11 protein-coding genes are annotated in these 14,834 nt (G+C 64.1%); 3 read left to right on the top strand and 8 right to left on the bottom strand.

All coding sequences use genetic code 11. The annotated features are described in order from the left end of the window. Positions 1 to 229 precede the first annotated feature (229 nt). Positions 230 to 1,711, bottom strand: a complete 1,482-nt coding sequence (locus B0G82_RS09495) for an FGGY family carbohydrate kinase (protein ID WP_121307229.1) — start codon at positions 1,709 to 1,711, stop codon at positions 230 to 232. Positions 1,712 to 2,137: 426 nt separating this feature from the next. On the opposite strand from B0G82_RS09495, the gene B0G82_RS09485 reads away from it, so the two are divergent. Beyond that, positions 2,138 to 3,547 carry a nucleobase:cation symporter-2 family protein gene (locus B0G82_RS09485; protein ID WP_121307228.1) on the top strand — a complete coding sequence of 470 codons (1,410 nt, stop codon included), beginning with the start codon at positions 2,138 to 2,140 and terminating at the stop codon, positions 3,545 to 3,547. Between the two features lie 163 nt (positions 3,548 to 3,710). On the opposite strand, the gene B0G82_RS09480 is transcribed toward B0G82_RS09485, so the two are convergent. From B0G82_RS09480 to B0G82_RS09470, 3 genes are read right to left on the bottom strand one after another with little or no spacing between them, the layout of a single operon-like run. Beyond that, complete coding sequence (locus B0G82_RS09480; RefSeq protein ID WP_116139272.1) at positions 3,711 to 5,288, bottom strand: efflux transporter outer membrane subunit; 1,578 nt, start codon at positions 5,286 to 5,288, stop codon at positions 3,711 to 3,713. Between the two features lies 1 nt (position 5,289). Then, positions 5,290 to 8,508, bottom strand: a complete 3,219-nt coding sequence (locus B0G82_RS09475) for an efflux RND transporter permease subunit (protein WP_121307227.1) — start codon at positions 8,506 to 8,508, stop codon at positions 5,290 to 5,292. A gap of 18 nt (positions 8,509 to 8,526) precedes the next feature. After that, positions 8,527 to 9,759 (bottom strand): efflux RND transporter periplasmic adaptor subunit, encoded by a 1,233-nt coding sequence (locus B0G82_RS09470; protein WP_116139270.1) that lies wholly within the window; start codon positions 9,757 to 9,759, stop codon positions 8,527 to 8,529. 430 nt (positions 9,760 to 10,189) lie between these two features. On the opposite strand from B0G82_RS09470, the gene B0G82_RS09465 reads away from it, so the two are divergent. Further along, positions 10,190 to 10,849, top strand: coding sequence for a TetR family transcriptional regulator (locus B0G82_RS09465; protein ID WP_121307226.1), 660 nt, complete (start codon positions 10,190 to 10,192; stop codon positions 10,847 to 10,849). A 164-nt stretch (positions 10,850 to 11,013) separates the two neighbouring features. On the opposite strand, the gene B0G82_RS09460 is transcribed toward B0G82_RS09465, so the two are convergent. Further along, the gene (locus B0G82_RS09460; RefSeq protein ID WP_121307225.1) at positions 11,014 to 11,646 is read right to left on the bottom strand and encodes a cysteine hydrolase family protein; all 633 of its coding nucleotides are present in this window, start codon (positions 11,644 to 11,646) and stop codon (positions 11,014 to 11,016) included. 167 nt (positions 11,647 to 11,813) lie between these two features. Here B0G82_RS09460 and B0G82_RS09455 point away from each other — a divergent pair, with 167 nt between their 5' ends. After that, positions 11,814 to 12,821, top strand: coding sequence for a helix-turn-helix domain-containing protein (locus B0G82_RS09455; protein WP_121307224.1), 1,008 nt, complete (start codon positions 11,814 to 11,816; stop codon positions 12,819 to 12,821). 142 nt (positions 12,822 to 12,963) lie between these two features. Here the strand turns inward: B0G82_RS09455 and B0G82_RS09450 are convergent, their stop codons facing one another. The 3 genes from B0G82_RS09450 to B0G82_RS09440 all read right to left on the bottom strand — a co-directional run bounded on the left by B0G82_RS09450 (position 12,964) and on the right by B0G82_RS09440 (position 14,812). Further along, entirely contained in the window at positions 12,964 to 13,725 is a 762-nt protein-coding gene (locus B0G82_RS09450) for an SRPBCC domain-containing protein (protein WP_106284094.1), read from the bottom strand. Between the two features lie 33 nt (positions 13,726 to 13,758). Next, the gene (locus B0G82_RS09445; RefSeq protein ID WP_106284093.1) at positions 13,759 to 14,151 is read right to left on the bottom strand and encodes a DUF427 domain-containing protein; all 393 of its coding nucleotides are present in this window, start codon (positions 14,149 to 14,151) and stop codon (positions 13,759 to 13,761) included. Positions 14,152 to 14,314: 163 nt separating this feature from the next. Continuing rightward, the gene (locus B0G82_RS09440; RefSeq protein ID WP_121307223.1) at positions 14,315 to 14,812 is read right to left on the bottom strand and encodes a carboxypeptidase-like regulatory domain-containing protein; all 498 of its coding nucleotides are present in this window, start codon (positions 14,810 to 14,812) and stop codon (positions 14,315 to 14,317) included. Positions 14,813 to 14,834 lie beyond the last annotated feature (22 nt).

Below are 14,834 nucleotides of genomic sequence, written 5' to 3'. Positions count from 1 at the left end.
TCAATGCTCCTGTAATCCTGTAAGTCTGTCGAGGCAAGGCGCGTCGCGGCGGACTGCGTTGCGGCGCGCATGTGTTGCGATTCGGTGCTGCGGTTGGTTCGTGCGTCTCATGCGAGCACGTCATCATTGTCGTTCGGCGCACTGCGCCGACTCATACGTTAGCGAGTGAAAAACGTAATGGTATTGCAAAGTGCGTCACGGCATTGTCTGAACCTGACATGACATTCGCTCATTGCGACGGCGTTTCGGTGAACCATGTTTCGACTCGTCCGTAGAGATCGAGAAAGCGCTCATAGCGTCCGGCAAGCGCCGCGTCGCCTTGCGGACCTGCAACGCGCGTCGCGCCCGGCGCGAGCGCGGCCAGATCGCGCGCGTGCCAATGCCCGCTTGCGAGGCCGCCGAGAATCGCCGCGCCACGCGGCGCCGCGTTCGGACAATCGACCGCGTGCAGTTCGACATTCAGCGCATCGGCGAGCAACTGGCGCCAGCGGGCGTCGACGGAGCCGCCGCCCGCCAGTTTCAACGCCGTCACCGTCGCGCCGCTCGCGCGAATCGCGTCGAGTCCGGCACGCAGCGAGAACGCGACGCCTTCGAACGCGGCGCGCATCATCGTGCCGCGCGTGTGATCGAGCGCGAGGCCGAGCCAGCCGCCGCGCGCCATCGGATTGAGCCAGGGCGTGCGTTCGCCTGTGAGGTACGGCAGGAACGTGAGGCCGGATGCCGCCGCCGTGTTCGCATTGGATGCGTCGGTCGCGCTGGATGCGCCGATTGCGTTGGTCGCGTCACCGAACGCGTCCCGATACGCATCGGCCCATTCATACGACAGCCACCCGCGCGCGCGTTCGAGCGCGATGCCGACGTTCTGCATCGCCGCCATCCGATACCAGTGATCGCTCGCCGCGCGATAACGATGCAAGCCCTTGACCGCCGCGGGCGCGTGCTCCGCCAGCACCACGATCTGTCCGCCAGTGCCAGTGGTCAGCAATGCGTCGCCGTCGTGCGCCAATCCGCTGCCTAGCGCGGCGCAAGGCGTATCGGCCGCGCCGGTCGCGAGCACGATGCCGGCGCGCAACCCCAACGCCCGCGCCGCGCTCTCCGACAACACACCACCGGCCGCATAGGACGGCGCCAGCGGTGCGAACCATTCGCGCGGAATCTCGAGCCGATCGAGCAGCGCCGCGTCCCACACGCCGGCGGGATCGGCGAGCGCGGTCGCGCAGGCGTCGGAGGGATCGGTCGCCACCGCGCCGCCCAGTGCGACGCGCAGCCAGTCTTTCGGTTGCAGCGCCCAGCGCGTGCGGCTCGCGGACTGCGGCTCGTGCAACACGATCCAGCGCAGCAGCGGACCGGCCATGCCCGGCGCAACCGGATTCGGCTGCGGCTCGGGCCACGCGTCGAGCAAGGCCAGCGCGCGCGTGTCGGGCCACAGCATGGCGGGCCGCACGGCCTCGCCCGCTGCGTCGACCAATACGACGCCGTGCATCTGTCCGGAAAAACCGATAGCCCGCACATCGCGGCGCAATCCGTCGGGCAAACGCGCGGCGGCTTCGCATAGCGCGCGCCACCATGTTTGCACCGATGTCTCCGCCCACCCCGCCTGCGGCGTTTCGATGGGGTAAGCGACGCTCGCCACCGCCTGCTCGCGACCGTTTTCGTCGACGATTGCTACTTTGAGGGAACCGGTGCCGAGGTCGATGCCGAGAAAACTCATGGGCGATTGAACGTCAAATTGAGGAGCGAAATAAGCACGCGAAAGCTGCCCGAAAAGCGCATTTTCCAGCTTCGGCGCAGCGCTTGAAAAGCATGCCCGACCGCACGCCGAAAATCGCGAATCGCGGGTTAACCCACCCGCGCCGCGAGCCACATCAAAACAGGACTATGCGGTGAGCCAGATACACCTCATTGATTCTCACACATATCGCGTCAATCCGGACTCGCGCGACGCACAGCCTCGCATCGCCACTGCAAGGGGCTGACCGCCGATGGACCAGGCCCGCGCATTTCTTTTGGCTTTCAAACGGCCCCTACCCATATCGTCACCGGGAATGCCGGAATAGGCCCCACTGGTCTTGTTGTGCTTTTTAGTCCCCGATACCTTGGAGTCATCCCAAAAACTCAGATGGTGGAGACAGACAATATGCAATCGAACACGGTTCACCCGTGCGATGAACGACTGCCCGCAGGCCAGTTGCTCACGCTCGGCATTCAGCACGTTCTGGTGATGTATGCCGGTGCGGTCGCAGTGCCGCTGATCGTCGGCGCGGCGCTCAAGTTGCCGAAAGACCAGATCGCGTTCCTGATCAGCGCCGATCTGTTTTCCTGCGGCATCGCCACGCTGATCCAGACGCTCGGTCTGTGGATTTTCGGCATCCGTCTGCCGGTCATCATGGGCTGCACGTTCGCGGCCGTCGGTCCGATGGTCGCGATCGGCACCAATCCCTCGCTCGGCATTCTCGACATCTTCGGCTCCACGATTGCGGCCGGTGTGGTCGGGATCCTGCTCGCGCCCGCGGTCGGCAAATTGCTGCGCTTCTTCCCGCCGGTCGTGATCGGCGTGGTGATTTCGGTGATCGGTTTGTCGCTGATGGAAGTCGGCATCAACTGGGCGGCCGGCGGTGTGGGCAATCCGGATTACGGCAATCCGATCTATCTCGGCCTCTCGCTGACCGTGCTGATGCTGATTCTGTTGATCAACAAGTTCGCCAAGGGCTTCCTTGCCAATATCTCGGTGCTGCTCGGCATTGTCGCCGGCTTCGTGATCGCGCTGGCGATCGGCCGCGTCAACATGGAAGGCGTCACGCACGCGCCGTGGGTCGGCTTCGTCATGCCGTTCCACTTCGGCCTGCCGCATTTCGATCCGCTCTCGATCGCGACGATGGTCACTGTGATGTTCGTCACCTTCATTGAATCGACCGGCATGTTCCTCGCGGTCGGCGACATGGTGGATCGTCCGGTCGATCAGAAGACGCTGGTGCGCGGCTTGCGCGTCGACGGCCTGGGCACGCTGATCGGCGGTATCTTCAACTCGTTCCCGCATACCTCGTTCTCGCAGAACGTCGGCCTGATCGGCGTGACCGGCGTGAAGAGCCGCTTTGTCTGCGCGATGGGCGGCGTGATCCTGGTGCTGCTGGGCCTATTCCCGAAGATGGCGCAAGTGGTCGCCTCGGTGCCGGCTTTCGTGCTCGGCGGCGCCGGCATCGTGATGTTCGGCATGGTCGCGGCGAACGGCATCAAGGTGCTGTCGAAGGTCGACTTCGTGAAGAATCACCACAACCTGTTCATCGTCGCGGTCAGTATCGGCCTGGGTCTCGTGCCGGTGGTGTCGCCGCACTTCTTCTCGAAGCTGCCGCCGGCGCTCTCTCCGCTGCTGCATAGCGGAATTCTGCTGGCATCGGTGTCGGCGGTCGTGCTGAATCTGATCTTCAACGGCGTAAAGAGCGAGAAAAAGGCGCAGTGCGAAATTCGCAGCGCCGGGCATGATTTCGACGGACGCGGCGGCAATGAACCGCGCGGCGACGACATGCTGCGCGCGGCTGACGTGCACTGAACGGCACGCAACATTTGAGCGCTTGCGCGAATGAGGGACCGCGCAAGCGCTGCGGATAAAAAAACGCCACGGCATGCCGTGGCGTTTTTTTCATGGCGGGCTGCGCAAGGCGGTTTCTGCTGAAACTGAAACCGCTCCACGCGCCCGGGGGCAACGAGCAATTCTAACCCGCCGTGGCCCCAGAAGCCGCCACCGGCGCGCTCGCCGCACCGTAGTCGACCGGTGCATCGGCCGGACGCGGCTGCTCGCCGTTGTGTTCGATCCAGCCGCCGCCGAGCACCTGATACAACGTCACGAGGTTCTGCAGACGTTCCATGCGGGCGGTGACCAGCAACTGCTGCGACGAATACAGATCGGTCTGCGCGGTCAGCACCGTCAGATAGCTGTCGACACCATTCGTATAACGCAGGTTCGACAGATCCAGCCGGCGCTGTTCGGCAAAGGTATTGCGCTCCAATGCCTGGATCTGCTGATCGTACGTGCCGCGCGCCGCCAGGGCGTCGGCCACATCGCGGAAGGCCGACTGGATCGCTTTTTCATACGTGGCGATCTGGACTTTCTTCTGGATATTGGCGAGATCGAGGTTGGCGAGATTCTGTCCGCCCTCGAAGATCGGCAACGTGATCGACGGTGCGAAGCTCCATGCCGCCGAACCCGGTTTGAACAGACCGCCGAGCGACGGGCTGAGCGTACCGAAGCTGCCGGTCAGCGAGACCTTCGGGAAGAACGCCGCGCGCGCCGCGCCGATGTTCGCATTGGCGGCCAGCAGATTTTCTTCGGCCTCCATGATGTCCGGACGACGCGTCAGCAGATCAGACGGCAGACCCGCCGGAATATCCGTGAGGAGATTCTGGTTGTCCAGCGTCATGCCCGGCGGCAGATCGTCCGGCAACGGCTCGCCGATCAACAGCACGAGCGCGTTATCCGCTTGCGCCCGCAGACGCAGCTGCTGCTGCAGGTTGGCCTGAGCCTGTTCGACCACGGTTTGCGATTGACGCAGATCCAGCTCCGAACCGGTGCCGTTGTCGAACTGCAGCTTGGCGATCCGATACGATTCCTGCGAGGTCTTCAGCGTGTTCTGCGTGACTTTCAACAGGTCGTCGAGCTCGAGCACGGTCATGTACTGGGTCGCCACCTGCGAGACCAGCGAGATTTCCGCCGCCTTGCGCGCCTGAGCCGTGGCCAGGTATTGCGCCAGCGCCTGGTCCTTCAGGCTCTGAATCCGCCCGAAGAAGTCGATTTCCCACGACGCGTTCAAGCCGACCGAATACGTGTTGGTAATCGTCTGCCCCGCGACCGACAGATCCTTCGGCGTGCGTTGCTTGCTTTGCGAAGCCGCGGCGTCGAGCGTGGGGAACAGCCCGGCGCGAACGATCCGGTATTGCGCCGCCGAGGCCTGCATGTTAAGCACCGACACGCGCAGGTCGCGGTTGTTCTTCAGCGCGATCTCGATCAACCGCTGCATGCGCGGATCGACGAAGAAATCACGCCAGCCGATATCCGCCGCGGCCACGCCGTTGGCGCTGCGCGCAGCATTCGTCGCGCCGGGCGGTTGCTTGCCCGCCTGGGTCGCGTCTGTCTGGCTCGCGCCCGGCTGGGTCGCGCCCGGTTGCGTGTCGTACACGCCGCCGGTCGGGAAGGTGCTCGTCGTGGGCGGAGCCGGACGCTCGTACTTCGGCGCCATCGTGCACCCCGCGGCGAACAGCGCGACCGCCACTGCAATCAGAGAGTGTTTTTGCATCTCAATGTCCGTCCTTGCCCGAGCCTTGATCCGTCGACCCGGCCGAAGCGCCGCCCTGGCCGTCATGCGGATGGTGCTGGTTGTAGTGTGCGAGCGCCTCGTCCGGGTCTTCCTTCTCACCGCCGAATTTCGCGCGGATCACGACGAAGAACATCGGGATCATGAAAATCGCGAGGAAGGTCGCCGTCAACATCCCGCCGATCACGCCGGTACCGATCGCGTGCTGGCTCGCTGAACCCGCGCCATTACTGATCGCGAGCGGCATCACGCCGAGAATGAACGCGAGCGAGGTCATCAGAATCGGGCGCAACCGCAGACGCGCTGCTTCCAGCGCGGCCTCGATCGGCCCCATGCCCTCACCCTGCTGCAGCTCGCGGGCGAATTCCACGATCAGAATCGCGTTCTTCGCCGACAGACCCACCGTGGTCAACAGACCCACCTGGAAGAACACGTCGTTCTCGAGTCCACGCAGCGTAGCGGCCAGCAGTGCGCCGATCACGCCGAGCGGCACCACCATGATCACCGAGAACGGAATCGACCAGCTTTCATACAGTGCCGCGAGACACAGGAACACGACGAGGATCGAAATGCCGTACAGAATCGGCGCCTGCGAACCGGACTGGCGTTCCTGCAACGACAGACCCGTCCACTCGTAGCCCACGCCGGCCGGCAGCTTCGCCACGAGCGCTTCCATGGCTGTCATGGCCTGACCGGTCGACTTGCCCGGTGCCGCCGCGCCCTGGATTTCCACCGCGGAAATACCGTTGTAGCGCTCCAGCTTCGGCGAACCGTAGGTCCACGTGCCGCTCGCGAACGACGAGAACGGCACCATGCCACCCGCCGAGTTACGCACGTACCAGGCGTTCAGGTCTTCCGGCGTCATGCGGAACGGCGCATCGCCTTGCAGATACACCTTCTTGATCCGGCCGTCGGTGTCGAGGAAGTTGTTCACGTACTGCGACGCCCACGCGATCGAGAACGTCTGGTCGATCGCGGACAGCGACACGCCGAGGGCCGAAGCCTTCTCGTGGTCGATATCCACCTTGAACTGCGGCGTGTCGTTCAGGCCGTTCGGACGCACCTGAGCCAGCGTCGGATCTTTCGCCGCCATGCCCAGCAACATATTGCGTGCTTCCATCAACTTTGCGTGACCGACGCCGGCGCGATCCTGCAATTCGAAGTCGAAGCCCGCGGCCGTACCAAGTTCAGGAATCGACGGCGGATTCACCGGATACACCAGCGCGTTCTTGTAGCTGCCGAAGTGCATGAAGAGACGGCCCACCAGCGCCTGCACCTTCTGATCGCTGTGCTGACGTTGCGAGTAATCCTTCATCCGCACGAACACGAGACCCGCATTCTGGCCGCGACCGGCGAAGCTGAAGCCGTTCACGGTAAAGGTCGATTCGACGATGCTCTTCTCGGTGTTGAGCAGATAGTCGGACACGTCCTTCAACGCGCGCGCCGTGGTTTCCTGCGTCGAGCCCGACGGCGTTTGCACCAGCACGAACATCGTGCCCTGGTCTTCGTCAGGCAGGAACGACTTGGGCAACTTCACGAACAGCAGGCCGACCGCGAAAATCACCACCATATAGATGATCAGCCAACGGCCCGAGCGCTTGATCACGTGGTGCACGCCCGAGTGATACTTGTCGCGGCTCCTGTTGAAGGTGCGGTTGAACCAGCCGAAGAAACCGGTGGTTTTTTCCTGATGCCCCGGTTCAACCGGCTTGAGAATCGTCGCGCACAATGCCGGCGTCAGAATCAACGCGACCAGCACGGACAGCACCATGGCCGCCACGATCGTCAGCGAGAACTGCCGGTAAATTGCGCCGACCGAACCACCCGAGAACGCCACCGGCACGAACACCGCCGAGAGCACGAGCGCCACGCCGACCAGCGCGCCGGTAATCTGATCCATCGCCTTGCGGGTTGCGTCACGAGGCGATAAACCCTCCTCCTGCATCACCCGCTCGACGTTTTCCACCACCACGATCGCATCGTCCACCAGCAAGCCGATCGCCAGCACGAGCCCGAACATGGACAGCGTGTTGATCGAGAAGCCCACCAGACCCATGATCGCGAACGTGCCCAGCAGCACCACCGGCACCGCGATCGTCGGGATCAGCGTGGCGCGCAGGTTTTGCAGGAACAGGTACATGACCAGGAACACCAGCACGATACCTTCGAGCAGCGTCTTGACCACTTCTTCGATCGACAGACGCACGAAAGGCGTGGTGTCGTACGGGTACTGCACCACCAGACCGTGCGGGAAGTACTTCGACAGTTCGGCGACCTTCGCGCGCACCGCCTTCGCGGTAGCCAGCGCATTCGCGCCGGTAGCGAGCTGAATACCGAAGCCCGCCGTCGGCTGGCCGTTGTACTTGGTGTCGAAGTTGTAGTTTTCGCCGCCGAGCTCGATACGCGCCACGTCCTTGATGCGAACGCGCGAGCCGTCCTGGTTCACCTTCAGCAGCACGTTGCCGAACTGTTCAGGCGTATTGAGCAGCGTGGCTTCCGTGATGGTGGCCTGCAACACCTGACCCGGCACGGAAGGCGTGCCGCCGAGCGAACCACCCGCGACCTGCACGTTCTGCGCTTGCAACGCGGTTTCCACATCCACCGGCGTGAGGCCGAAGTTGGTCAGCTTGTTCGCGTCCAGCCAGATCCGCATGGCGTACTGCGAACCGAACAGCGTCACCGTGCCCACGCCGTCGATACGGCTCACCGGATCCTGAATGTTCGACGCGACGTAGTTCGCCAGGTCGTACTTGTTCATGCTGCCGTCTTCGGACACGAACGCCATCACCAGCAAGAAGCTGCTGCTCGACTTCGTGACCTTGGTGCCCAACTGCTGCACGGCTTGCGGCAACAGCGGCGTGGCGAGCTGCAGCTTGTTCTGCACCTGCACCTGCGCGATGTCAGGATTGGTGCCGGCCGCGAACGTCAGCGTGATGGTTGCCGTACCCGAGTCGTCCGAGGTGGACGACAGATACAGCAAGTGGTCGAGACCACTCATCTGCTGCTCGATCACCTGCGTGACGGTGTTTTCCACCGTCTTCGCCGATGCGCCCGGGTACGTTGCGCTGATCTGCACGGCCGGCGGCGCGATGGTCGGGTACTGCGCGATCGGCAATGTGAAGACCGACGCGATGCCCGCGAGCATCAGAATAATGGCGATCACCCATGCAAAAATCGGGCGATCAATGAAGAACTTTGCCATGAGGCGGGCTCCCTGTTATTACGCGCCCGATGCAGCGGAGGCAGGTTGTGCCGTCTGCGCAGCACCGCTGGCGGCCGGCGCGCTTTGAGCAGCAGCGCCGGAAGCGGGTGTGGCGGGAAGTTGCGCGGCGACGGTCTTGACCTGCATGCCGGGTTTCGCCTTGTCGGTGCCCTGCACGATCACGCGGTCGCCCGGCTTCAGGCCGCTTTCGACCACCCAGTTCGAACCGTACGTGCCCGAGGTGACCAGCTGACGCAACACCACCTTGTTGTCGTTACCGACGACCAGCGCGGTCGGCTGGCCCTTCTGGTCGTGCGTGATGCCGACTTGCGGCACCACGAGCGCGCTTTCGTTGACGCCTTCTTCGATGCGCGCGCGCACGAACATGCCTGGCAGCAGCACCTTGTCGGTGTTCTTGAAGATCGCGCGCACGGTGACCGAACCGGTGCCCTGGTCGACCGTCACGTCGGTGAACTGCAGCTTGCCCTTCTCCGAATAGGTGCGGCCGTCTTCGAGAATCAGCGACACCTTGGCGGCGTCCGGCCCGGTCGTCTTCAGACGTCCTTCCTGCATATCGCGGCGCAGCTTCAGCCCGTCGAGGCTCGATTGCGTCAGGTCCACATAGACCGGATCCAGTGTCTGCACGGTGGCCATCAAGGTGGCGGCGCTGGCCTGCACGTAGGCGCCCGGCGTGACCTGCGAAATGCCGACCTGGCCGCTCACCGGCGAAACCACGTCCGTGTAGCCGAGGTTGATCTGCGCTGTATCCACCGCCGCCTTGCCCGCGGCGACGTCGGCCACTGCCTGCCCTTGCGAGGCGACGGCGTTGTCGTAGTCCTGCTTGCTGACCGCATTGGCCGCCACCAGCACCTTGTAACGGTTCGCTTGCGCAGTGACCGACACGAGGTTGGCCTGCGCCTTCGCCAGGCTCGCCTTGGCGTTATTCAGCGTGGCGATGTACGGCGCCGGATCGATCTTGTACAGACGTTGTCCCGCTTTGACCTGACTGCCTTCCGTGAACTCGCGGCGCAGCACGATGCCGTCGACCCGCGCGCGCACTTGCGCCACGAGGAAGGCACTGGTGCGGCCGGGCAATTCGGTGACGACGGGCACGGCCGTCGGCTGAACAGTGACGACGCCGACTTCCGGCGTTTGTTGCGGCGGGGCAGATTGTTTTGGTCCGCACGCTGCCAGCAATACGGCAGCCGTCGCGGCACTGATTAAGCGGAATGGAACCCGTTCGACGCGCATGGAGCGACCTCTGTCAAAGACTGAGAATGAAAAAGTGCGCGCATCCCTACCCCGGGGACGACAGCGCACACATGCGTCTTGCGACGCTTGACCGGACACCCGCGGACGCACACCGAACCTGCAGGGCACCCTGAGTGAAATGCGCCATACCGGGGAAATGCCGCGCGGCGCCGCCCGTCCGGGCACGGCGCGAAGAGCGTTTTGAAAGGCAACAGTGACGGATATTAACGTTTCGTCACGGCTTGGGCTATCCGATCGTGGGATGCTATTATATATACATTCACGAATGCATGTAAAAGTGCGTTTATATCTCTTGCTGGCTGGGGGCTTGCAAGATCGCTTCGCAATTCGGTCAACGGTAGACGGATTGTCATCGGGCGTACTTAAAAACGCCCGGGAAAACCCCACAATCAGGGCAGGTCATTCCAACATGGTCAGAAGAACCAAAGAAGAGGCGCAGGAGACGCGCAACAGTATTCTCGACGCGGCCGAAAGGGTTTTCTTCGAGAAAGGCGTATCGCGCACGTCGCTTGCCGATATCGCGCAGGCCGCGGGCGTCACACGCGGTGCCATCTATTGGCACTTCGCACATAAGAGCGATCTGTTCACGGAAATGTTCGACCGCGTGCTGCTGCCGCTGGACGAACTCAAGGCCGCTTCGCAAGATCCCAACGAGCCTGATCCGCTCGGACGTCTGATGGAAATCTGCACAGTCTGTCTGCGCGACACCGCCAACGACCCGCGTCGCCGGCGCGTGTTCGACATCCTGTTTCTGAAATGCGAGCTGGTCGAGGAAATGGGTCCGGTGATGGTCCGCTATCAGACCAACATGCGCGAAGGACTTCAGAAAATCCAGGGCGGTCTGCGCAATGCCATCTCCAAAGGGCAACTGCCCGCGGATCTGGACACGAAGCTGGCGGCGGCGATGGTGCATGCGTTCGTCAGCGGTTCGCTGCGCGACATGCTGTTTTTGCCCGACGCCACGGATTTCGGCGCCCATGCCGTGCAGATGGTCGAAGGCATGTTCGACGCACTGAAGCTAAGCCCGTCTCTGCGCAATGGGCATGCGCAGCGGAGCGGCGGCGGTTAGGCGATCGCCTGACGGAAGCGGCGGACGAAAAAAGGCGGACGGGTGAGCAACCCGCCGCCTTTGTTTTCATGCACAGCATGCGTGATGCCGCATCCGCCGCTTTGTTCTACCCGGCCGACCGCATTCTATATAGCAGCGCTCGACGCGACCATCGTCCGCGATCTCTACGCCGCGGCCCGCGTGGCCCTTGCCTTCTGATTCGACGCATAGATGTTGTCCCGCTCCAAAGGCGTCCCACTCCGCACTGCCGCGATCCACTCGTCCGTGCTCGCCACTGCCGCGAAACGCGACTGCAGCACCACGCTGAACACCCGGTGGATGTCCTGCGCGCTGGCGAAACCCGCGCTGTTCTGATACGGCACAGAACCCGTCGCGTCGTGCAGGAATTCGACGGTCAGTCCCGCGTGAACCGCGTGATTGATGGTCGACGCGTCGCAGTTGTGCGTCATGTAGCCGGCAACCGTCAGCGTGTCGATCTGGCGCGCGGCGAGCCAGTCGGCCAGGTCGGTGCCTGTGAAAGCGCTCGGCAGCGACTTTTCGACGTAATGATCGCGAGTCCGCTCGCCCACCACCGGATGCAGCTCCGCGCCGCTGCTGCCACGCGCGAATAGCGGCGAGCTGGCCGGCGCGAAGTTTTGCACGACCACCACCGGCACGCCGGCGGCCCGCGCCGCATCCATCGCGCGGCCGATATGGGCGAGCGAGCTTTGCACGTCCGGATATTCGATCGGCAGATCGCCGGTCACGTATTCGTTCTGCACGTCGATAACGATCAGCGCACGGCGCGGTGTGGTCATGGCAAGACTCCTCGGTCGGTAAATGGGCGGCGCGGGCGGGTCCAGTCTGGACTCGGAGCGAGCTGCGGGGATGACTGCATTGTTCCCTCACGGCGAATTTCCCGACAGCGACCCGAATGACAAGATTCGCTAGAATCGGGCCATTGTCGGAATTCACGAGATGACTGATGGCCACGCCCGCTTCCACTTCCGTTTCCTCTGGCACGACGCGCGGCGAACCGCTCCGCCACATCGTCGTGGTGGTCGCGTTCGATCGCATCAGTCCGTTCCATCTTTCGGTGCCGTGCGTGGTGTTTGGCGAAGACCGCAGCGGCGGCGGCGTGCCGGAGTTCGACTTCCGCGTCTGCGCCGCCGAAACGGGCGCGCTGACCACCACCGCCGGCTTTTCGATCGCCGTCACGCATGGACTGGAAGCGCTCGCCGACGCCGACACGATCATCGTGCCGAGCTGGCGCGACCCAGCCGAAACGCCGCCCACAGCGCTGCTCGGCGCACTACGCGCCGCCCACGCGCGCGGCGCGCAACTGGTCGGGCTTTGCCTGGGCGCATTCGTGCTGGCAGCCGCCGGCATCCTCGACGACCGTCCGGCGTCGACGCACTGGGCGTGGGCCGACGACTTCGCGCGCCGCTACCCGCGCGTGCGCCTCGACCCGAACGTCCTCTATGTCGACGACGGCAATGTGCTGACCTCGGCCGGCACGGCGGCGGGCCTCGACTGCTGTTTGCATGTGATGCGCAAACTGTGCGGCGCTGCAGTGGCCAATCACGTCGCGCGCCGGCTGGTGGTGCCCCCGCATCGGCAAGGCGGCCAGGCGCAATACGTTCAGCAGCCGATGCCGCCGAATGTGCGCGGCGACCGGCTGTCGGATCTGCTCGATTGGGTGAGCGGCAATCTGACGTTGCCGCATACGCTCGACACGCTGGCCGGGCGCGCGCTGATGAGCCGCCGCACCTTCACGCGACGCTTCCGCCTCGCCACGGGCACGACTGTCGGCGCATGGCTGCTGGCGCAGCGGCTGGCTCGCGCGCAGCAATTGCTCGAGAGCACCGACGAGCCGGTGGAAGCGATCGCCGGAATCGCGGGCTTCGGTTCGGCCGCTTCGCTGCGGCAACATTTCGCGGAGGCGTTCCGCACGTCGCCGTCGGCATGGCGAAGGGAGTTTCGTGGCGTGTGAGTGTGCATGCGCGAGCGCCAGCGCGGCGCTGCTCGGCTGACGACGTTTCGTAGCAGGCCACCGGAATTTCGTAGTCGCATGGACACGACAGCGGCGCTACCCGCCGCGCTTGCGCCGCCGCTACGACAGGCACCTGGCAGAATCAATGCTCGCTGATCCAGCGCGCGACATACAACAGCAGCGCGACCAGAAAGATCATCGCGGCCCAAGCCCAGTTCGGGACCGCGTGAGGACTCGGCTCGTGATGCGGAACCCCGTGCGACACACCATGCGCGGCTCCGTGCGACGCGCTGGCCGCGCGCCCGGGCAGCGCATTGCCGTGATCCGACCTTACTCGCCGCGCCATGCTGCCGAGCGTGATCGGCCGCAGAAACACATGCTGGCGGCGCACCGCCGAACCCCGGGCGCGATTCGGACCTTGCCCATGCTTCGCGCGCACGACAGCATCGAACTCCGTAAAAAAGTCGTCGGCCAGTTGATGCAGCGCGTTTTCGAGTTGCCGCGTCGGCAGTTCCGCGAGCGGGCCCGACGAGGTCGCCCAGATGGTGTAATCGATCCGCGTGCTGCGCTCCCTGTCGGCGGCGTGCGCGCTTTCGTCAGCGCGCAAGCGTACTTCGATCTGGCCGCGCAACGCGCCGATCCCCTCGGCCCGCGCTTTGAAATTGATGGTGCGACGCTGCGCATCCGCCGGACCGGAATCCTGGCCGGCCACGTGGGCACGCGCCTGGTAGCGCGCGCGCAGCGGACCGAGCGGCACGGTCATGATCAGCTCGTATTCGCCGTGCGCGAGGCGGGTGAACGACTCGCAATTGTCGAGGCTGGCCCGCAGCAGCGCGAGATCCTGCAACGCTTCCCAGACGTCGGACGGCGCAAGTGGAATCCGTAACGCGTCGTTCAGTTCCATGCCAGCCTCCCCGATGAACGCGCGACAGCGGGATCAGGACGTCTGATCGATGCGGTCGACGCGCGATGCGTAAAACGCGAGATACCCTTTGATCTTCATCGCCGATTCGAGCGGCGTTTCGTAACTCCACACGGCGTTCTCGATCAGGCCGTCTTCCGTGCGCAGATGGAAATACGACGCGTCGCCCTTGAACGGACAGTGCGTGGTGTGCGTCGAGCGCTCGAGCCGGGCCATGTTCACGTCCGAGCGCGGGAAATAGAACACGTCCGCCAGACCGGTTTCCGACAATGTCAGTCCCGCCTGCGTATCGGCCATGGTGACGCCGCCGTGGATCATCCGCACCCGGTGGCTGTTGCCGGTGATCACGATGGTGTGCGCGCCTGCGCTCGCGTCGGGGCTACCGTGAGATGTCAAGGCATCGCTCATGTCTCGGCTCCGTGATGATGTGCGGTCGTGCAAACAGTAAAGCCACGGGGGGTGCCCGTGGCTTCATTATCGGCCAAAGTCCGGCCGATTGCGCAACCTTCCTGCACGCAGTGCGGCGCTAACCACACCACCACCCGTAACGGCGCCGGGCTTACTGCGTGTCTTACTGCGTGTTCCAGTAGAACGCGGCCTTCGCAGTGCCCTTGGCCGGGATCGTCACCGCTTTGGACTGGTCGCGGTCCTTGTATTGAGCGTGCACCGTGTAGCGCCCCGGGCGCACTTTCACCAGCATATACGGCCCGCGCGACGTGGTGCTCAGCACCTCGCCGTTGTGCGCGTCGACCAGACGCACATGAACGTCGGCGAGAAAGTCGGAACCCGGGCCCGTAAAGCGCAGCGAGAGCGGCCACTGGCTTTGCGCCTGTTGCAATGCCTTCGATTCGTCGAGACCGACGCCGCCCGACACGAACGAGACGTCGCCTTGCTGCTGGATTTGCGGCAGGCCGCCGCCATTGGCGTTGCCCGCGCTGGTTTGATCGGTGGTCGTGCCGCCGGTCGTATCGCTTGCCTGCTGTGCGTATGCGCCACCCGCCAGACCGAGCGTGAGCGCTGCGGCGACCGCGGCGGCTACGATCCTTCGCTGATTGCGTTGGGTTTTCATCGGTTCGCTCCTTGTTGAAGTC

This window comes from Paraburkholderia sp. BL17N1 (assembly GCF_003634175.1).
In the GTDB taxonomy this organism is placed as follows: Bacteria; Pseudomonadota; Gammaproteobacteria; order Burkholderiales; family Burkholderiaceae; genus Paraburkholderia.
This window is presented reverse-complemented; position numbering and strand designations above follow the sequence as displayed.